Genomic DNA, 19,153 nt, shown 5'->3' with positions numbered 1-19,153 from the left:
GCCGAATGGTCAGGCGTCGCGCAGCAGGTCGTTTGAGTTGAGGATCGCGTAGGCGATTTCCGGATGCCGTTCCAGGCTGCGGCGGATTGCCGTGGGGATGGCCTGACGGGTCTTGCGGCATAGCCCTGGCAGCGCCTCGACGACGATGCTGATGCCACGCATGGTGCGCACCTCGTTGAAGCTCGGGGTGATCTGCACGGCGATGCCGAGCTGCTGGTGCATGCGCACCTGCATGCGCTCGAGGTCGGCCAGGTCGGCGAGGTTTTCCAGGCGATCGAGCAGGCGCTTTTCCTCCTGCAGGGTCAGCTGCAGGACGCGTAGATCGGCGCCGGCCTGCTCCAGCAAACGCTCACGCTCGCAGATGCACAGGCCGGGCGGGCATTCCTTGCGGATCGGAAAGGCGACGGTCATGGCGCCGATAATAGCTGCCCGCGCGACGGCGTACAGCCTGGCAGGAGGTCGCCTGTTTTTGTAGGAGCCAGCTTGCTGGCGATCCACTGCGCCCCCCAAAGCATCGCCAGCAAGCTGGCTCCTACAAGGCCGTGCACAAGGTGCGTTACTGCGCCAAATGAAGTGGCAACAGGCCCTAGACTTCGGCCACCGACTCCGGCCGCTGCGCATAACGCTGCGCCAGCACCGCGCAGACCATCAGCTGGATCTGGTGGAACAGCATCAGCGGCAGGATCAGCATGCCGATGCCAGTGCCGGCGAACAGCACCTGGGCCATGGGCACGCCGGTGGCCAGGCTCTTCTTCGAACCGCAGAAGAGGATGGTGATGCGGTCCTCCTGGCTGAAACCCAGGCGCTTGCCCAGTTGCCAGGTGCACAACAGCACCAGCGCCAGCAGCACACAACAGACCAGCAGCAGGCCGCCCAGGGCAGACAGCGGAATCTGCTGCCAGAGCCCTTCGACCACCGCCTCGCTGAACGCGCCGTAGACCACCAGCAGGATCGAGCCCTGGTCGACGAACTTCAGCCAGTTCTTGTTGCGCGTTACCCAGGCGCCGATCCAGCGGCGGGCGATCTGCCCGGCGATAAAGGGCAGCAGCAGCTGCAGGGTGATCTTGCCGATGGCGTCCAGGGTCGAACCGCCGTCGCCCTGGGTGCCCAATAGCAGCGCCACCAGCAGCGGGGTGAGGAAGATGCCGAACAGGCTGGACGCCGCCGCGCTGCAGATCGCCGCCGGGATATTGCCGCGCGCCAGCGAGGTGAAAGCGATGGCCGACTGCACCGTAGCCGGTAGCGCGCAGAGGTAGAGCACGCCGAGGTACAGCTCCGGGGTCACCAGCGGTGCCAGCAACGGCTTGAGCGCCAGGCCGAGCAGCGGGAACAGCACGAAGGTGCAGGCGAACACCAGCAGGTGCAGGCGCCAGTGCAATGCGCCGGCAATGATGGCCTCGCGCGACAGCTTGGCGCCGTGCAGGAAGAACAGCAGGGCGATGGCCAGGTTGGTCACCCAGGAAAACGCCACCGCCGCCTGGCCGCTGCAGGGCAACAGACTGGCGAGGGCGACCACGGCGAGCAGGGTCAGGGTGAAGCGGTCAGGCAGCAGGCGGGACAGGGACATGCGCGTTCTCATGCTTGCGGAGCAGTTGTGGCGACACTACCGTGTTCGCCAATTACCGACTAACGCCAAAGAGCCAATCAATGCCGCCTAACGGACAGCCAAAAGCCTACCGGCGCAGTATTCCCGGGCTGCAGAGCCTGCCCAGGCCGCTGTACGGGCGTATCGAGTCGTTGCCCAACCGCGCCCTCACCCATCGCCACAGCCACCCCTGGGTGCAGCTGTCCTACGCCATCGCCGGGGTGCTGGAAATCCACACCGACGCCGGCCGCTTCGTCGCCCCGCCGCAGCGCGCCGTGTGGATCCCGGCCGGGCTGCCGCACCGGGTATACAGCTCGCCGCGCACAGAAATGCGCAGCCTGTATATCGACAACAGCGTGGCCGAGCGCCAGGTCAGTGTTTGCCAGGTGCTGGTGGTCAGCCCACTGCTGCGCGAGCTGATTAGCGCCTTCAGCACCTTGCCGGTGGAATACGACCAGGACGGCACGCCCGGGCGCCTGGCCCAAGTGCTGCTCGACCAGGTGAACGCCGCGCCACCTGTCGACCTGATGCTGCCACTACCGCGTGACGCCCGCCTGCGTACCCTGTGCCGCAGCCTGCAGGCGCAACCGGATGGCCAGGCCACCCTGGCGCAGTGGAGCCAGCGTTTGGCGGTATCGGAAAAGACCCTCAGCCGGCTGTTTTTGCGCGACACCGGGCTGACCTTCCGCGCCTGGCGCCAGCGCATGCGCCTGCTCGGGGCGCTGACGCCGCTGGAGCAAGGCCAGCGGGTCACCGACGTGGCCCTGGCCTGCGGCTACGACTCGACCTCGGCCTTTATCGCTGCCTTCCGCCAACAGTTCGGCTGCACGCCGGGCGAGTTCTTTCGCGCCGGCTGAGCTACAGGAATGCGCTGAATAGCGTGTACAGCCCACCCGCCAACAGAATCGCCGCCGGCAAGGTCAGCACCCAGGCCAGCAGCAGGTTGCGCACGGTCTTGCCCTGCAGGCCGCTGCCGTTGGCGACCATGGTCCCGGCCACCCCGGACGACAGCACCTGGGTGGTCGACACCGGCAGGCCGTAGCTGTCCGCTGCGCCGATGGTGAGCATGGTCACCAGCTGGGCGGATGCGCCCTGGGCGTAGGTCATGCGCTCCTTGCCAATCCCTTCGCCGACGGTGGCGACGATGCGCCGCCAGCCGACCAGGGTGCCCAGGCCGAGGGCGAAGGCCACCGCCACCTTGACCCACAGCGGCACGAAGCGGGTCAGCGCCTCGCCCTGCACGCGAAAGGCCTGCAGCGCGCCCCAGGCTTCGGGGTCCAGGCCGAGTTGCTCGTCGTTGAGCAGGACGATGGTCGAGGCGCTCAGGTACAGGTCGTTGTGCAGCGCCAGCACCGCGTCCTGCGGCACCGCCGCCAGGCTGCCGTGGCGTTGCAACTCGCGGCCGATATCGCCAACCAGCGTGCCCAGCGCCGGCAACAATGCTGGGCTGAGTGCTTCGCTGCGCTGGTAGTCGATCAGCACCTGGCGCGTATCCGCCGCTTCCAGAGGGGATGCCGTGCGCCGCAGCGCCTGCTCGGCGGCCAGGCTGAGGTCAACCAAGTGCGCGGTCTGCGCCGGCGACTGGCTGTGGTCGAGGGCGAAGGTCAGCGGCACGGTACCGATCAGGATCAGCATGATCAGGCCGATGCCTTTCTGCCCGTCGTTGGAGCCATGGGCGAACGACACCCCGGAGCAGGTGAGGATCAGCAGCAGGCGAATCCACCAGGGTGGCGGCGTCTGCCCCTCGGGCTCGCGGAACAGCGCCGGGCTCATCAGCGCCACACGCAACAGCAGCAACAACAGCGCCGCAGCGACAAAACCCACCAGCGGCGACAGCAACAGCGCATAGCCGATCTTCAGCAACTGTTCCCAGTCGCTGCCGCTGGCATCCAGGTTACCGCTCAGCAGGCCGTGGGCCAGGCCGATACCGACGATCGAGCCGATCAGGGTGTGTGACGACGATACCGGCAAGCCCAGCCACCAGGTGCCGAGGTTCCACAGGATGGCGGCGATCAGCAGGGCGAAGATCATCGCCAGGCCGGCGCCGCTGCCGACCTGCAACATCAGGTCGACCGGCAACAGGGCAACGATGGCGAAGGCCACCGCGCCGCTGGAAAGCAGCACACCGAGGAAATTGCACAGGCCGGACAGCAGCACCGCCACGTTCGGCGGCAGGGCGTTGGTGTAGATCACCGTGGCCACCGCGTTGGCGGTGTCGTGGAAGCCGTTGATGAACTCGAAGCCCAGCGCCACCAGCAAGGCCACACCGAGCACCAGCAGCGGCAGGCCGAGCTGCGGTTCGAGACCGCTGGCGCGCATGTCGGCAAGCAGGCTGATGGCGGTGTAGAGCAACCCGCCGACCAGCAACAGGGCGAACAGCAGGCGCCCGCTGAGCCCGGCCTTGCGTTGCAGCACCGGACTGACCGGCGCCTGTGGCAGACGCGCGGCCCGCAGGTTGGCCAGCAGGTGGTAGCGATCAAGCACGACGGGATGGCTCCCGGCGCGGGGCACGCAGCAACAGATGACGGCAAGCCATGGCGAATCCTCCGATACGACCAGAGCTTGCGTGAGTAAGAAATGCTCAGCGCTGGTGCAGGTTCACTCCAGCGTAGCCACTCACATCGTCAGCAGGCGGCGTTAGGCGCCGGGTTTCTTTAGCTTCGGATTGGGGAAGAACTGCACGCCCTGAACCTTGGGGTCGGCCGGTTTCGGCGGCGCCAGGCTGACCCGCGTGCCGAGTTCCTTGGGCACCGATTGGCCCTGGGCATTGAGGGTGTCGGCGTAGCCGCAGGTCACGCACTCGCGATGCGGCACGCCGTCGACGTTCCACATCTTGATGGTGTCCTGGCCGCTGCACGCCGGGCACACGGCGCCGGCGATGAAGCGTTTGGGGGTGACTTCGGGTTGCTCGCTCATGCTGCCTCCGCGCTCAGGCCGAGGTGGCGCAGCAGGGCGTCGATGCTCGGCTCGCGGCCGCGGAAGTCGACGAACAGCACCATCGGCGCCTGCGAACCGCCACGGGCGAGGATCGCCTCGCGGAAGGCACGACCGGTGTCGGCGTTGAACACGCCGTCTTCCTCGAACTTGGAGAAGGCGTCGGCGCTCAGCACTTCGGCCCACTTGTAGCTGTAGTAACCGGCCGCGTAACCGCCGGCGAAGATGTGCGCGAAGCTGTTGGGGAAGCGATTGTAGGCAGGCGGACGCATCACCGAGACCTCGGCGCGGATGCCTTCCAGCACCTCCAGCACGCTGCGGCCGTCGCCGTGAGTGGCGTGCAGTTCAAAGTCGAACAGGCTGAACTCGATCTGCCGCGCCATCATCAGCCCGGACTGGAAGTTCTTCGCGGCCAGCATCTTGTCCAGCAGGTCCTGCGGCAGTGCCTCGCCACTCTCGTAGTGAGCGGAGATCAGCGCCAGGCCTTCCGGCTCCCAGCACCAGTTCTCCATGAACTGGCTCGGCAGCTCGACCGCATCCCAGGCCACGCCGTTGATCCCGGAGGCGCCGGCATGTTCGACGCGGGTCAGCAGGTGGTGCAGGCCGTGGCCGAACTCATGGAACAGGGTGGTGACTTCGTCGTGGGTCAGCAGTGCCGGCTTGCCGCCGACCGCCGGGGTGAAGTTGCACACCAGGTTGGCCACCGGGCTGACCAACTCACCTTGCGCCGAACGACGCTTGTCGCGGGCGCCGTCCATCCAGGCACCGCCGCGCTTGTTGGCGCGGGCGTAAAGGTCGAAGAAGAAGCGCCCGACATGCTGGCCGTTCTCGCTGATCTCGAACAGGCGCACGTCCGGGTGCCAGCTGTCGAAGCCGGACAGTTCCTTGATCTGGATGCCGTAGAGCTTCTCGACGATGGCGAACAGGCCGGTCAGCACCTTGTCGATGGGGAAGTAGGCGCGGAGGATTTCCTGGGAAATGCTGTAGCGCTGCTCGCGCAGCTTCTCGCTGTAGTAGCCGACGTCCCAGCTCTGCAGATCGTTGCAGCCTTGCTCGGCGGCGAAGGCTTTCAGCTCGCTGAGGTCCTGGGCGGCGAACGGCTTGCTGCGCACGGCCAGGTCGCGCAGGAAGGTCAGTACCTGTTCGGTGGACTCGGCCATCTTGCTGGCCAGGCTCAGCTCGCTGTAGCTGGCAAAGCCGAGCAGGCCGGCCAGTTCCTTGCGCAGGTCGAGGATCTCGGCCATCACCGGGCCGTTGTCGTTTTGCCCGGCGTTCGGCCCCTGGTCGGAGGCGCGGGTGCAGTAGGCGGCGTAGACCTCTTCGCGCAGGGCGCGGTCGTCGGCGTAGGTCATCACCGCGAAGTAGCTGGGGAATTCCAGGCTGATCAGCCAGCCGTCCAGGCCCTTGGCTTCGGCCGCCTGGGCCATCTGCGCCTTGGCCGAATCGGTGAGGCCGGCCAGAACTGCTTCGTCAGTGACGTGCTTGGTCCAGGCCTGGGTGGCGTCGAGCAGCTGGTTGGAGAATTTGCTGGTCAGCTCGGACAGCTTCATCTGGATCTCGCCGTAGCGCTTCTGCTCGGCTGGCGGCAGGTCGATACCGGACAGGCGGAAGTCGCGCAGGGCGTGTTCGAGGATGGTCTTCTGCGCCACATCGAAGCCGCTGGCTTCAGGGCTGTTGGCCAGCGCCTCATAGGCCTCGAACAACGGCTTGTTCTGGCCCATCTCGGTCCAGTATTCCGACAGTTTGGGCAGGCAGGCCTCGTAGGCGCTGCGCAGTTCGGCGTTGTTGCACACCGCGTTGAGGTGGCTGACCGGGCTCCAGGCCCGGCCAAGGCGTGCGCCCAGCTCGTCGAGGGCCAGCACCAGGCCGTTCCAGCTCGGTTTGCCCGGTTGCGCCAGCAGCGCAGCCACGGCGGCGCGGCTGTCGTCGAGGATCTGGCTGACGGCCGGCTCGACATGCTCAGGCTTGATCAGGGGGTAGGGCGGCAGGTCGAAGTCTTGCAGGAGGGGGTTGGATGCGGTCACGGCTAGGCACCTTTGATGCGCGAATACATGTACAGGTTATGGGGTCGCGGGCGACGTTTCACAACCGGAATGCCCCGCATGTTAATTACAATCGGGGCAAACCGCAGCTTGAAGGAGACTATCGTGGCGATTCGTACCTATCAGGGCACCACACCCGGCCTGGGCGAACGGGTGTTCGTCGACCGTTCGGCAGTGGTCATCGGTGACGTACAGCTGGGCGAAGACAGCTCGGTCTGGCCCTTCGCCCTGATCCGTGGCGACATGCACCGCATCCGCATAGGCGCGCGCACCAGCGTGCAGGACGGCAGCGTGCTGCACATCACCCACGCCGGACCGTTCAACCCGGAGGGTTACCCGCTGATCATCGGCGACGAAGTGACCATCGGCCACAAGGTCACCCTGCACGGTTGCACCCTGGGCAACCGCATCCTGGTCGGCATGGGCAGCATCGTCATGGACGGCGCGGTGGTAGAGGACGAGGTGATCATCGGCGCCGGCAGCCTGGTGCCGCCGGGCAAGGTGCTGCAGAGCGGCTACCTCTATGTCGGCAGCCCGGTGAAGCAGGCCCGCGCCCTGACCGACAAGGAGCGCGCCTTCTTCAGCTACAGCGCCGGCAACTACGTGAAGCTCAAGGACCAGCACCTGGCCGAAGGCTACGACCAGTAAGCCGCCCGTTCATTCCTATTCCCGGTATTTCCATGCAGTACGCACAAAACATCCTCTTCGACCTCGACGGCACGCTCACCGATCCGCGCGAGGGCATTACCCGCTCGATCCAATACGCCCTGGCCCAGCTCGATATCCACGAGCCGGACCTGACCCGCCTGGAGCATTTCATCGGCCCACCGCTGCTGCAGTGCTTCATGCAGTCCTACGACTTCAGCGAAGAACGCGCCTGGCAGGCGGTGAACCACTACCGCGAACGGTTTAAGGTCACCGGGTTGTACGAGAACCGCGTGTTCGATGGCGTCGGCGAGCTGCTCGGCATGCTCGGCGCGCAGGGCCGCACGCTGTACATCGCCACCAGCAAACCGAGCGTGTTCGCCCGCGAGATTGCCCGGCATTTCGACTTCGCCCGGCACTTCAAGGTGATCTACGGCAGCGAGCTGGACGGCACGCGCACCGACAAGGTCGAGCTGATTCGCCACTTGCTCGCCGAGGAAGGCCTGGACCCGGCGGATACGCTGATGATCGGCGACCGCAAGCACGACCTGATCGGCGCCCAGCGCAATGGCTTGCGCGCTATCGGCGTGGGTTACGGTTTCGGCAGCCACGCCGAGCTGATGGCCGAGTCACCCGACTGGTACTTCGCCACCCTGGCGGAGCTGCACCAGGCCTTCACTCGCTAGTCGCCACCTGCCAGCCACCACCAAGGGCACGGTACAGCGCCACGCCGGCCTGCAGGCGCGCCAGTTGCAGTTGCGCGCTGTCGTCCTGGGCGGCGTACAGGGTGCGCTGGGTGTCGAGCAAGGTCAGCAGGGTGTCGGCGCCGGCGCGGTAGCGCGACTCGGACAAGCGGAAGGCCAGCTCGGCCTCCTCCAGCACCGCCTGCTGCGCCTGCCATTGCGCTTCGATACCGGCCAGGCCGTTGAGCGCCAGCTGCACATCGGCAAAGGCACTGACGATGCTGCTGCGGTACGCGGCCAGCAGTTCCTCGCGCTGGGCCTCGGCCAGATCGCGGCTGGCAGCCAGGTAGCCGCCGTCGAAGATCGGGGCGAGCAGCGCCGTGCCCAGGGAATAGACCGGATCGGCAAAGACGTCGGAGACCCGTTCGGCGCTGCCGCCGGCCGTAGCCGTCAGGCTCAGGCGCGGCAGCAGGGCAGCGCGAGCGGCCTGCACATCGGCATCGGCGGCGGCCAGTTGCGCCTCGGCGCGGGCCACATCGGGGCGGCGCAGCAGCAGGTCGCTGGGCAGGCCGGCGCTGATCGCCGGCAGTTGCAGCGCTTCCAGCTGCTGTTCGGCCAGGTTCAGGCTGGCGCTGCTGCTCTGGCCGAGCAATACGGCCAGCGCCACGCGGCTGTCGTCGGTCTGCTGGCTCAGCGCGGCCAGGGCGCGCCGCTGTTCGGCGACCACCCCACGCTGCTGGGCCAGTTCCAGGCTGGTGGCGGCACCGGCGCGCTGGCGCGACTCGACGGTACGCAGCACCCGTTCGGCGTTGTCCAGGTTGAGCACGGCGATGCGCAGGCGCTGGTCCAGGCCGACCCGCTGCAGCCAACTCGACACCACGCCGGCACTGAGGGTGACCTGCAGCGCCGCGCGGTCGAACTGGCTGGCGCGCAGGTCGGCCAGGGCGCTGTCGCGACCGGCGTTGAGACGGCCCCACAGATCGACCTCGTAGCTGGCCGCTAGCCCTGCCGAATAGCTGCTCCCCGCCACCTCGGCATCGCCACCCAGGCGCCCTTCACGACCCGCGCCGAGGGTGCCGTCGAGTTGCGGCAATAGCGGGGCGCCAGCCATGCGCGCGCTGGCTTCGGCCTGGCGCACGCGGGCTACGGCGCCGGCCAGATCGTCGTTGGCCAGCAGCGCCTGATCGACCAGACGATCCAGTTCGGGATTGGCAAAACCGTGCCACCAGTCCGGAGCGACCTGCGCACTCACCAGCGGCGCGTGTTGCCACTGCGCTGGCGCGGCGGGGGTGACCACCGCGGGCTCCTGGCTGGTGCAACCGTGCAGAACCAGCAGTAGGGGCAGGGACAGCAGGCGGTAAGTCATTGCAGATTTCATCCTATTCCGCCGCCAACGCGACAACCGGGTCGAGCGCGGCGGCAGTCTTCGCCGGCAGGTAACCGAACAGCAGGCCGGTGGCCACCGCACAGGCGAACGCCGCGAGCATGGCGCTCAGGGAAAAGATCAGCGGCACGCCGGCGACGAGCAGCCCCGTGCCGAGCAGCAGGCCAAGCAGCACGCCGATGCTGCCGCCGACCAGGGTGACCAGCACCGCCTCGCCGAGGAACTGGCGAAGGATGTCGCGCTGGCGTGCGCCGGTGGCCATGCGGATGCCGATCTCGCGGGTGCGTTCGCGCACGGTCATCAGCATCACGTTCATCACCCCGATGCCGCCGACCAGCAAGGAGACGGCGGCGATCAGGCCGAGCATGCGGGTCATGCTGTCCTGGGTGTCGGCCTCGGCCTGGACCTTGGCCGCGGCGTTGTCGACCTGGAAGTCTTCGCGGCCATGGCGCGCCAGCAGCAGCTCGCGCACCGCCTCGCCAGCGGCGTTGACCTGGCTGGTCGACATCGCGGTGAGGGTGGCGTATTCGGGTTCCAGGATGTCCTGGTAGACCCGTGCGCGGCCGGCCTGGTAGGGGATGAACACCATCTCGTCGTAGTAGTCGGCGCCGGATTCCTTGCCCTTCTCGGCCATCACCCCGATCACCTCGAACGGCGCATCGCCGATCAACAGTTGGCGGCCCAGCGGATTGGGTTCGTCGCGGAAGAACTGCTTGCGCGCCTTGTGCCCGAGCACCACCACCGGCGCCAGGGACTCGTCCTCGGCGGCGTTGAAGAAGCGCCCCTGCGCCAGCGGCCAGTGGTGGATGCCCGGCAGCTGCTCGTTGCTGGCATACACGTAGATATCGCGCGAGACATTGCCGTACTGCACGGTGCGCTGGTTACCGATCACCGGCGTGGCCAGGTCGACTTCCGGCAGCTTGGCCACGGCCAGCATGTCCGCCTCGCTGAGCACGCCCCAGGGCCCACCTTCCGGCGGCTGGGCGCTGTACAGGTACAGCGTGGTGGCGCCCATCGAGGCCATCTGCGCCATGACTTTCTGCTTGGTGCCCAGGCCGATGGCGAGCATGACGATCACTGACGCCACGCCGATGATGATGCCGAGCAAGGTCAGCGCGGTGCGGAAGCGATTCAGCCACATCACCCGCCAGGCCGAGCGCGCCACCTCGTCGAAGGTCTTCCACCAGGGCAGGCTGGATCCTTGCCCGGCCGCCGCCATGTCCGGGGCCGGCAGTGCCTGGGCCGAGGGTTGAGCGCCACTGTCGCTGATGATCTCGCCGTCGCGGATTTCGATCACCCGCTGCGCCTGGGCGGCCACGTCGCGGTCGTGGGTGATCAGGATCACCGTGTGCCCGGCCGCCGCCAGCTCGCGCAGCAGGGCCATGACCTCCTGGCCGCTGTGCGAGTCGAGGGCGCCGGTGGGTTCGTCGGCGAGGATGATTCGCCCGCCGTTCATCAGCGCGCGGGCAATCGACACCCGCTGCTGCTGGCCGCCGGAAAGCTGGCCGGGGCGATGGTCGAGGCGTTCGCCCAGGCCCAGGCGGGCGAGCAGGGCGCTGGCGCGTTCGCGGCGCTGCTCGGCCGGGGTGCCGGCGTATAGCGCGGGGATCTCGACGTTCTCGCGGGCCGATTCGGTGGCGATCAGGTGGTAGCCCTGGAACACGAAGCCGAACGCCTCGCGGCGCAGCCAGGCCAACTGGTCGGCATCAAATTCGGCGACATCGCGGCCGGCGAAGCGGTAGGTGCCCGAGGTCGGCCGGTCGAGGCAGCCAAGCAGGTGCATCAGGGTCGACTTGCCGGAGCCGGAAGCGCCGACGATGGCGACGAATTCGCCGGCCGCGATGCTCAGGCTGACCCCGCGCAGCACCGCCACCTCTGGGGCGCCGTCGTGGCCGCCATAGCAGCGGCGAATATTCTCCAGCTCGATCAGTGGCGTGCTGCTTACCACTGGAACCTCGCCACGCGGGTGTCCGGCAGCTCGGCGGTGATCAGTTGCTCGTTCTCCTGCAGGCCGTCGAGCACTTCCACGCGCTGGCGGCTGCGCGCGCCGATCTGCACTTCACGCGGTTCCGGGCGGCCTTTGCCATTGAGGATGCGCGCCGTGAAGACGCCACTCTTGCCTTCGACCGCCTGCAACGCTTCCAGCGGTGCGGTGAGCACATCACGGGCGGCGGCGGTAACGAAGGTGACCTGGGCGGTCATCTGCGGCATCAGTTCGCCGTCCTGGTTGTCGACGTCGAACAGCACGGTGTACTGCACGGCTTTCATGGTCACCGGCGCGGCACCGGCGTCACCGGACGCCGCGGGTGGCAGCGGTGGTGACGGCAGGATCTGGCGGATCTTGGCGTGCCAGCGGCGGCCGTCGCCACCCAGGGTGGTGAAGTACAGGCCGAGGCCCGGCTTGAGCTGGCGGATGTCGGCCTCGGAGACCTTGGTCCAGGCGGTCATCGCCGAGAGGTCGGCGATGCGCAGCACGGTCGGCGTCTGGTAGGTGGCGTTGAGGGTCTGGCCCTGCTTCACGTCGACGCCGAGCACGGTGCCGGCGATGGGCGCGTACAGGCGCGTGTAGCTGAGCTGCGCCTCGTTGCCCTTGAGCCGCGCCCGGCTCTCGGCGATCTGCGCACGCAGCTGCTTGAGGCGGGCCTGGGCGGCTTTCAGGCTGGCGGCGGCGACCTGCACGTCTTCCTCGCGGGTCGCTTCGTCCACCGCCAGGCGCTGCTGGCGCTGGTGTTGCTGCTGGGCCAGCTCGAACTGTGCCTGCTGTTCTTCCAGCTGCGCGCGCAGGCCATCGAGTGCTGCGCGGTCGGCCTCGACCGTGGCCTGGTGCAGGCTGGCGTCGATCTCGGCGAGCAGCTGGCCCTTCTCTACCGGGTCACCCGGCTCGACATGCAGGCGGGTGACCTGGCCGGACACCTGGGCACCGACGTCCACCGACTCACGCGGTTGCAGGGTGCCGATGGCGACCACCGTGGCCTCGACATCGCCGCGGCTGACCGCCTCGGTGGCAAACGCCGGCGCCGGCTCGCTGCGCCACAGCAGTACGCCGCCGATCACGGCCAGCGGCAGCGCCAGCAGCAGGCCGCGACGGATAGTTTTTACAGAAGGGAAACTCATTCGATGCTCGTCCTTGCACACCAGCGGATCAGCCGGCACTCCACAACAGCGCGGGCAGGCTGCCCAGCAGACTCAGGCCCATCAACCACGCGGCGCCCTTGGGCCGATAAGGCAACAGCCATACCAACAGCAACGCGGCGCCGGTAAGCAGGCCAAACCAGATCACCACGCCCACCGAGCCGCCCCAGGCGCGGATGCACGGCCACAGGGCCACGGCCAGCAGCAGCCAGCCGACCAAACGCAAGCCACGCTGGCGGCGCGGCGCGGTGCGCGACCAGACCTGGCGGTGGTGACGATCCATGCCCAGGCACAGCGCCGCCATCCCGGCGTAGCACAGCGCGCCGCCGAGCAGCAGGGCGAGGGAAATAGCCATCACGCCACCTCCGCTTCGGCGTTGCGCGCCCGCTCGCGGCGCGGTTTGGCGTGGGCCGCCTGCTGGCTCTTGTGCCAGAGCCGCCGGGCCGTCCACAGGCTGAGCAGGCCGAAGGCGATGGCCACCAGCTCGACCCCGGCACGCTCGCCGTCGCCACGTTGCAGGTACGCGATGAACTGGTCGCCGACCACCAGCCAGTTGAGCAGCGGCAATGCCAGGCAGAGCAGGGCGGTGGCCAGCAGCTGTTCGATCCAGGCGCGGTTCGCCGGGCGCAGCGCGGCATGCACGAAGGTCGCCAGCCACACGGCGAAGAACGCGGCGATTTCCCACTCGGGCCGGTCGCTGATGCCCAACGGGATGATCCGGTTGGCCCAGAAGAAGGCGATGCAGGCCAGGGCCAGGCCGCTGATCGAGGCGATGTTGAGCACCTCGATCAGCCGGTAGACCTGCGGCGTGCGCGCGCCAAACTCATGCAGCGAACGCTGGCGACGCTTGACCATGAACAGGATCGCCCCGGTGGCCATCATCGCCGCACCCGCCAGGCCGCAGATGAAGTACAGCCAGCGCGCGGCATGCCCGCCGAACGCGGCGAAGTGCAGGTTGGCCATCACCGACTGCACGTCCTGCGAGGCGCCGCCGCGCAACTCGCCGGGCATCTGGATATCGGTCTGCTCGCCGGTTACGCCGTTGAACAACACCTGGCCGCCACCGTCGCCGAGCAGGCGGTACTCGCCACTCTTCTCGATGAAGCGGCCGAACAGGCGCACGCTGGAGCTGCTGTCGTTGGGGTGCTCGATGCTGACAAAGCTGACCGGGCGCTGCAGCTGCGCTTCACCACGCACCAGCAGCTCGTCGAGCTTGGCCAGCGGTGCGGCGATGCCCGTGTGTTCCTCTTGCGCCGGCTGGGTCAGCAGGTCGGCGAAGTAGGCTTCCTCGTTGCTGTAATGGGTGGCGATGCCGACCGGCATGTACAGCGCGTAGAAGGTCGCCAGGCCGGTGTAGGCGATCATCAGCTGGAACGGCAGGCTCAGCACCGACACCGCGTTGTGCGCGTCCAGCCAGCTGCGCTGGCCCTTGCCCGGGCGGAAGGTGAAGAAGTCCTTGAAGATGCGTTTGTGGGTGATCACCCCGCTGACCAGGCCGACCAGCATGGCCATGGTGAAGAAGCCGACCAGCCAGATACCCGCCGTGCCACCGTGGAACTCGAAGTGCATGTGCACGAAGTGGTGGCCGCCTTCGCTGTCGCGCTCGTGCGAGCCGTCCACCGGCTTACCAGTGGTGGAGTCGATGCGGGCGTTGTGGAAATTCTCCTGCGGGTCCTGCCAGAACAGGCGGATCGACGGGTCTTCATCCGAGGGCAGGCCGATACCCCAGAAATGCGCGCCAGGCTGATTCTCGACGAACCAGTCGTGGCCCATGCGCACCGCGTTCGGCCGGTCGAAGCCATCGTCCATGCCGGTACCGCCACTGGCCTCGGCGGCCTGCGGCAGGTGCGGCTTCATCCAGCGCGTGATCGGCTCATCGAACACGCCGAGCGAGCCGGTGAGAAACACCACGAACAACACCCAGCAGGCCCACAGGCCGCCCCAGGTGTGCAGCCAGGCCATCGACTGGCGCAGACCGTCCTTCACGACTGGCTCGCTCATACCATGCCCCTCCCCAACCACCAGCCGAGCACGGCCAGGACCACGGCCGGCAGCAACAGGCCGAGCCAGGCGCGGCGGTTGTCCTGCACCGCGAAGACCCAGACGATGGCCGCGGTATACACCGCGAAACTGGCCAGCGAGGCGGCCAGGATGGCCTGGCTCTTGGGCAGCGGCAACACGGCGCCGAGGAAGATCACCACGGCCGAGGTCAGCGCGTAGCCGCCGAGAATCGCCGCGGCGCTGCGTGACAGCAGCACGCGTACACGTCCGGGGGAGGAGGAAGTCGGTTTCATCAGCAGACAGCCATCGTTCGGTACAAAGAAAAACCGCCGGCAACGCCAGCGGCAGACAAATTTGTGGCCCGGGGAATACAAACTCCCTAAAGCCAGGACGAACGAGCAGAGCAAAACCCGCACCCCGGCCACAGCCGAAGCTGTGACGGGATGTGTCCACCGCGCTGCCGGCGCTAAACCCGGCAGCGCGGCGGGGCCGATCAGAAGTCCATGCGCAGGCCGAGGGTGGCGTTGCGCGGAGTGCCGAAGTAGCTGGAGGTGGTCGTGGTGTAGTACTCCTCGTCCAGCAGGTTGTTTAGGTTGAGGGTGGCGCTCAGCTGCTTGGTCAGCGGGTAACGAGCAAAGGCATCGACCACGGCGTAGTCGTCCTGGGTGAAGCGCACGCCCAACGGGCCAACGCCGTCGCTGTAGGCCTCGCTCTGCCAGTTGACGCCACCACCGAAGGTCAGGCCATTGCCGAGGCTGCGCAGGGTGTAGCTGGTGAACAGCTTGGCGGTGTTCTGCGCGATGTTGGTGTTGAGCGCGTTGCCGTCGGAGTCCTGCACGATGTTGCGGCTGAAGCTGGTGCTGACCTGCCAGTCGGTGGCCACTTCGCCAGTGAGTTCCACCTCGAAACCACGGGTCTTGGTGCCCGACTCGGCGCGGTAGGCCTGGCTGCCATCCGGGGCCAGCTGGCCATCGCCCAGCGACACGGCCAGGTTGTCCTGCTCGATCTGGTACAGGGCGATGCCGAGGTTCAGGCGGTCGTCGAAGAAAGCGGCCTTGCTGCCCACTTCATAACCGACGCCTTCCAGCGGATCGATATAGGCACCGGTCAGGGTCTTGTAGCTCTGCGGCTTGAAGATGCTGGTGTAGCTGCCGTATACCGACCAGATGTCGTTGAGGTCGTAGACCACGCCGGCGAACGGCGTAACCACGCCGGTTTCGCTGCGATCACTGACGTCGCTTGGCGTGCCATCGTCGTAGTCGTAGGTGACCTTGTTTTCCCAGTCGATCAGACGGGCGCCGAGGATGAACGACAGGTCATCGGTGGCCCGCAGGCGGGTGCTGGCGTAGGCGGCGTCTTGCTCTTCACTGAAGTCCATGCGGCCGTAGGCCTGCAGATCAGGCTTGCCCGGTGTCTTGCCATCCCAGGTGTTGATGTTGCCGATCACCGGGAAAGCACCCGTCACAGGGTCACGCCACCACGAGTAGGCCGGGGTGTTGTAGTCGGTTTTCTGCTGGGTGTAGCCGATCGTCGCATCGTGCTCACGACCAAACAGGTCGTAGCTGCCGGCCAGGTTCAGGTCGAAGCTGTTCTGCACCGGCTTGGCTTTCCAGCGGTTGGCATAAAGCATCACCGAAGCAGGATCGGCGCCAGCCGCATAGTTATTGCCACCGGCATAGCCACTGAATTCATCGTACTCGCTGCGGCGATTATTAAGGGTCAGCTTGGCTTTCCAGCGCTCGGTCAGGTTGTGCTCGAGGATGGCGAAGGCAGACACGGCGCTACGGTTGGAATAGGCCCAATCGGCGGCTGCGGAATCCGAGTCGTCATGATCAGCCCACGAGCCGTCGTTGTTGAATAGCGGCAGACCACTACGAGCGTGACCGTCATAGTCGTCGGACTGCGAATCCATGCCGAAGGTCAGCAGGGTGTCGGGAGTCAGGTCGGCTTCGATAACACCGTAGAGCACTTCCTTGCGCTCGCTGAGGCGGTCGACATAGGAATCGTTTTCCTGGTACGCGCCGACCAGGCGGCCGCGCACGTTGCCGCTCTCGGTCAGCGAACCGCTGACGTCGGCCTCGGTGCGCCGGTAATCCCAGGAGCCGCCGGTAACGCTAACGCTGCTCTTGAAGTCAGCCGTCGGACGCTTGCGGATCATGTTCAGGGTAGCGCCGGGAGTGCCCACGCCGTTGGTCAGGCCGGTGGCACCACGGATCACCTCCACGCGGTCGTACAGCACCATGTCGTTGCTCTGCGCCGGGCTGCTGTAGTTGCTGTCGAGCAGTTGCAGGCCATCGATCTGGTAGTTCTCCACGGCGAAGCCGCGCGAGTAGATGGCGCTGTTGTCGCCGCCGTTGCCGCCACTCTGGCTGAGGGTCAGGCCGGGGGTCTGGCGCACCACGTCAGTGAGCTGGGTCAGGCCCTGGTCGCGCATGCGCTGGCTGGTGATCACCGACACCGACTGCGGCGTCTCGCGGATCGACAGCGGCAGGCCGGTGGCGGTGCTGGTCGAGCCGCTGGTGTAGGAACCGGTGCCTTCGGTGGTGGCGCCCAGGCCGGTGCTGGTGACACTGGTGGCGTCCAGTTGCAGGGCCGAGCCGGCTTCCGGCGGCGGCAGCAGCGAGTAGTTGCCGCTGGCCTGGCGCACCACCTGCACACCGCTACCGGCGAGCAGCTGGTTGAGCGCCTGGTCGACGCCGTAGCGCCCGTGCAGGCCGGCCGACTGGCGACCCCGCACCGCATCCGGGGAGAACGACACGCTGACCCCGGCGGTAGCAGCGAAGCTGTTCAGCGCCGACTCCAGCGAACCGGCGGCGATGGCGAAATCGCGCTCGGCCGCCACGCTTTGCGCCCAGGCCGGCTCGGCCAGCAGTACACCACCCAGCGGCAGGGCCAGGGCCGCGCCGAGCAGCGCGCGGTGAATGGCTTTGCTCAGCGGGCTGGGCACGGGAGAACGGAGCAGCAGGGCGCTGCGCGGAGCGGTCGGGCGCGACATGGGAGGTTCCTTGGATGGGTTGGCGTTGGCAGCGCACTGACGGCGCTTTCCTACCAAGTCGAATGAGAAACAGAATCAACAACACCTGAGATGAAATATTTTTCAGCTCGCGGGATTCAGGCCGGCTCGACGTGCACCCAGTAGCGGCTGATGCGCTGAATGCGCAGCGGCAGGGTGGTGCTCAGGTTGTCCAGCAGGGCATCGCCGTCGGCCAGCTGGAAGGCCCCGGAAATGCGCAGGTCGGCCAGCGCCGGATCGCAACGGAGCAGGCCCGGGCGGTAGCGTGCCAGCTCGTCGATAAAGCGCGGCAACGGCCAGTCGCTGACCACCAGCATGCCGCGCGTCCAGGCATCGGCGTAGCGATCCAGTGGCTCCACTGCGGCGCAGGCCTCGGCGTTGAACCACAGTTGCTGGCCCGCTTCGATGCGTACCGGCACCTGGCTTGCAGCCTGGGTGCGAATTTCCACGGCATGCTCGAACACCCGCACCTGGGTGCGCTCGCCGTCGCGACGCACCTGAAAGCGCGTGCCGAGGGCGCGGATGCTGCCTTGCCCGGTGTGCACGACGAAGGGCCGCGACTGCGGGTCGGCGGCGGTCTGTACGAGGATTTCGCCCTGCAGCAGGGAGACTTCACGCAGCTGCTCGCCGTAGGCCAGGTCTACCGCGCTGTCGGTATTCAGTTGCAGGCTGCCGCCATCGTCCAGGCGCAGGCTGCGCTGTTCGCCGGTGGCGGTGCGCTGGTCGGCACGCAGGCTGCGCAGCGGCGCGGACTGCCAGCCAAGGCCGGCGGCACTGCCACCGAGCAGCAAGAGGCCAAGCAGCTTGAGGCTCTCGCGGCGCTTGGCGTCGACCCCGCGCAAGGCGGGTTGGCCCAGCCCGCTGGGCAGCACGGCCAGTTTGCCTTGCAGCTTTTCCAGCCGTGCCCAGGCCTGGCGGTGCGCGGCATCGGCCTCCAGCCAGCTGCGATGTGCCGCGGCGGTGGTGGCGCAAGCGGGTGCGTCCTGCAGGTCGAGGAACCAGTTGGCGGCGGCGCGCAGTACGGCCGGGGAAGGCGCGGTGGCACTCATGCTCAATCCTCGATCAGCAGCAGGCACTGGGTCAGCGCGCGCAGCAGGTATTTGCGCACGGTGTTGGTCGACAGGCCCAGGCGCCGGCCAATCTCCACATGACTGAGGCCATCGAGCTGGGCCAGCAGGAAGATCTCGCGGCCGCGCGTGCCCAGGCCGTCGAGCATGCGGTCGATTTCCAGCAGGGTTTCGAGGATCAGCACCCGCGCTTCCGGGGAAATTTCCAGCGGCTCGGGCAGCAGTGCCAGCGCTTCCAGGTAGGACTGTTCGAGGGCGCGGCGACGGAAGCCGTCGATCATCAGGCTGCGGGCGATGCTGCTCAGGTAGGCGCGCGGCTCACGCAGGTCGAACGCCTTGCGGCTGACCAGCACCCGCACGAAGGTGTCCTGGGCCAGGTCAGCGGCACTTTCCGCACACGGCAAACGCTTGCGCAGCCACAGGCGCAGCCAGTCGTGGTGCTCCTGATACAGGGCGTGCACGGCTTGCTGCGTGGCGTGGTCGGTGGCGGGCGTCGGCGAGAGCACGGGAAATCCGTCTCAAATGATAATTAATATCATTCATTCTCTAATGAAAACCGTTCGCAACGCAAGCCCGAGCCCGCAACCTCTAAAACGGCTGGTGTATGACACGCGCCTTTCAGAGCGGCCGTAGGGCAGGTGCAAGCCGCGAGGCTGCCCACGCGGGT

General features: G+C 67.2%; 17 protein-coding genes. 3 read left to right on the top strand and 14 right to left on the bottom strand.

The window, feature by feature from the left end:
- Positions 1–9 precede the first annotated feature (9 nt).
- Together H3H51_RS04920 and H3H51_RS04915 are read right to left on the bottom strand one after the other, a co-directional pair.
- The gene (locus H3H51_RS04920; RefSeq protein ID WP_183087884.1) at positions 10–411 is read right to left on the bottom strand and encodes a hypothetical protein; all 402 of its coding nucleotides are present in this window, start codon (positions 409–411) and stop codon (positions 10–12) included.
- Positions 412–586: 175 nt separating this feature from the next.
- Positions 587–1,567 (bottom strand): bile acid:sodium symporter family protein, encoded by a 981-nt coding sequence (locus H3H51_RS04915; protein WP_183087883.1) that lies wholly within the window; start codon positions 1,565–1,567, stop codon positions 587–589.
- A gap of 80 nt (positions 1,568–1,647) precedes the next feature.
- Here H3H51_RS04915 and H3H51_RS04910 point away from each other — a divergent pair, with 80 nt between their 5' ends.
- The gene (locus H3H51_RS04910) at positions 1,648–2,442 is read left to right on the top strand and encodes an AraC family transcriptional regulator (protein WP_183087882.1); all 795 of its coding nucleotides are present in this window, start codon (positions 1,648–1,650) and stop codon (positions 2,440–2,442) included.
- Position 2,443: 1 nt separating this feature from the next.
- Here H3H51_RS04910 and H3H51_RS04905 read toward each other — a convergent pair whose 3' ends face one another.
- The 3 genes from H3H51_RS04905 to prlC form a co-directional block, all read right to left on the bottom strand.
- A complete protein-coding gene (locus H3H51_RS04905; protein ID WP_407926463.1) occupies positions 2,444–4,051 on the bottom strand; it encodes an inorganic phosphate transporter in 1,608 nt (535 codons plus the stop codon).
- Between the two features lie 171 nt (positions 4,052–4,222).
- Positions 4,223–4,501 carry a YheV family putative zinc ribbon protein gene (locus tag H3H51_RS04900; RefSeq protein WP_183087881.1) on the bottom strand — a complete coding sequence of 93 codons (279 nt, stop codon included), beginning with the start codon at positions 4,499–4,501 and terminating at the stop codon, positions 4,223–4,225.
- Complete coding sequence (prlC, locus tag H3H51_RS04895) at positions 4,498–6,543, bottom strand: oligopeptidase A (protein WP_183087880.1); 2,046 nt, start codon at positions 6,541–6,543, stop codon at positions 4,498–4,500. The genes H3H51_RS04900 and prlC overlap by 4 nt, the downstream gene beginning before the upstream one ends.
- Positions 6,544–6,666: 123 nt before the next feature.
- On the opposite strand from prlC, the gene H3H51_RS04890 reads away from it, so the two are divergent.
- Both H3H51_RS04890 and H3H51_RS04885 read left to right on the top strand, forming a co-directional pair.
- Complete coding sequence (locus tag H3H51_RS04890; RefSeq protein ID WP_183087879.1) at positions 6,667–7,209, top strand: gamma carbonic anhydrase family protein; 543 nt, start codon at positions 6,667–6,669, stop codon at positions 7,207–7,209.
- Positions 7,210–7,241: 32 nt separating this feature from the next.
- Entirely contained in the window at positions 7,242–7,892 is a 651-nt protein-coding gene (locus tag H3H51_RS04885) for an HAD family hydrolase (protein WP_220790815.1), read from the top strand.
- On the opposite strand, the gene H3H51_RS04880 is transcribed toward H3H51_RS04885, so the two are convergent.
- The 9 genes from H3H51_RS04880 to H3H51_RS04840 form a co-directional block, all read right to left on the bottom strand.
- Positions 7,882–9,255, bottom strand: a complete 1,374-nt coding sequence (locus H3H51_RS04880; protein ID WP_183087878.1) for an efflux transporter outer membrane subunit — start codon at positions 9,253–9,255, stop codon at positions 7,882–7,884. The two genes, H3H51_RS04885 and H3H51_RS04880, sit on opposite strands and share 11 nt — an antisense overlap.
- Before the next feature lie 13 nt (positions 9,256–9,268).
- Positions 9,269–11,221 (bottom strand): MacB family efflux pump subunit, encoded by a 1,953-nt coding sequence (locus tag H3H51_RS04875; RefSeq protein ID WP_183087877.1) that lies wholly within the window; start codon positions 11,219–11,221, stop codon positions 9,269–9,271.
- Complete coding sequence (locus H3H51_RS04870; RefSeq protein ID WP_183087876.1) at positions 11,215–12,387, bottom strand: efflux RND transporter periplasmic adaptor subunit; 1,173 nt, start codon at positions 12,385–12,387, stop codon at positions 11,215–11,217. Before H3H51_RS04870 ends, H3H51_RS04875 begins: the two co-directional genes overlap by 7 nt.
- A gap of 28 nt (positions 12,388–12,415) precedes the next feature.
- The gene (locus H3H51_RS04865) at positions 12,416–12,742 is read right to left on the bottom strand and encodes a DUF3325 domain-containing protein (RefSeq protein ID WP_183088036.1); all 327 of its coding nucleotides are present in this window, start codon (positions 12,740–12,742) and stop codon (positions 12,416–12,418) included.
- Positions 12,743–12,759: 17 nt separating this feature from the next.
- Positions 12,760–14,406, bottom strand: coding sequence for a PepSY-associated TM helix domain-containing protein (locus H3H51_RS04860; protein WP_183087875.1), 1,647 nt, complete (start codon positions 14,404–14,406; stop codon positions 12,760–12,762).
- On the bottom strand, positions 14,403–14,699 hold the full coding sequence (locus H3H51_RS04855) for a hypothetical protein (RefSeq protein ID WP_183087874.1): 297 nt from the start codon (positions 14,697–14,699) through the stop codon (positions 14,403–14,405). Before H3H51_RS04855 ends, H3H51_RS04860 begins: the two co-directional genes overlap by 4 nt.
- A 200-nt stretch (positions 14,700–14,899) precedes the next feature.
- Positions 14,900–17,401, bottom strand: coding sequence for a TonB-dependent siderophore receptor (locus tag H3H51_RS04850; RefSeq protein WP_183087873.1), 2,502 nt, complete (start codon positions 17,399–17,401; stop codon positions 14,900–14,902).
- 116 nt (positions 17,402–17,517) lie between these two features.
- Entirely contained in the window at positions 17,518–18,468 is a 951-nt protein-coding gene (locus H3H51_RS04845) for a FecR domain-containing protein (protein ID WP_183087872.1), read from the bottom strand.
- Between the two features lie 2 nt (positions 18,469–18,470).
- Positions 18,471–18,992, bottom strand: coding sequence for a sigma-70 family RNA polymerase sigma factor (locus tag H3H51_RS04840; protein WP_183087871.1), 522 nt, complete (start codon positions 18,990–18,992; stop codon positions 18,471–18,473).
- Positions 18,993–19,153 lie beyond the last annotated feature (161 nt).

This window comes from Aquipseudomonas ullengensis (assembly GCF_014174475.1).
Classification (GTDB): domain Bacteria; phylum Pseudomonadota; class Gammaproteobacteria; order Pseudomonadales; family Pseudomonadaceae; genus Aquipseudomonas; species Aquipseudomonas ullengensis.
Note: the sequence above shows the minus strand (reverse complement) of the source record. Positions and strands in the feature narration are given on the sequence as shown.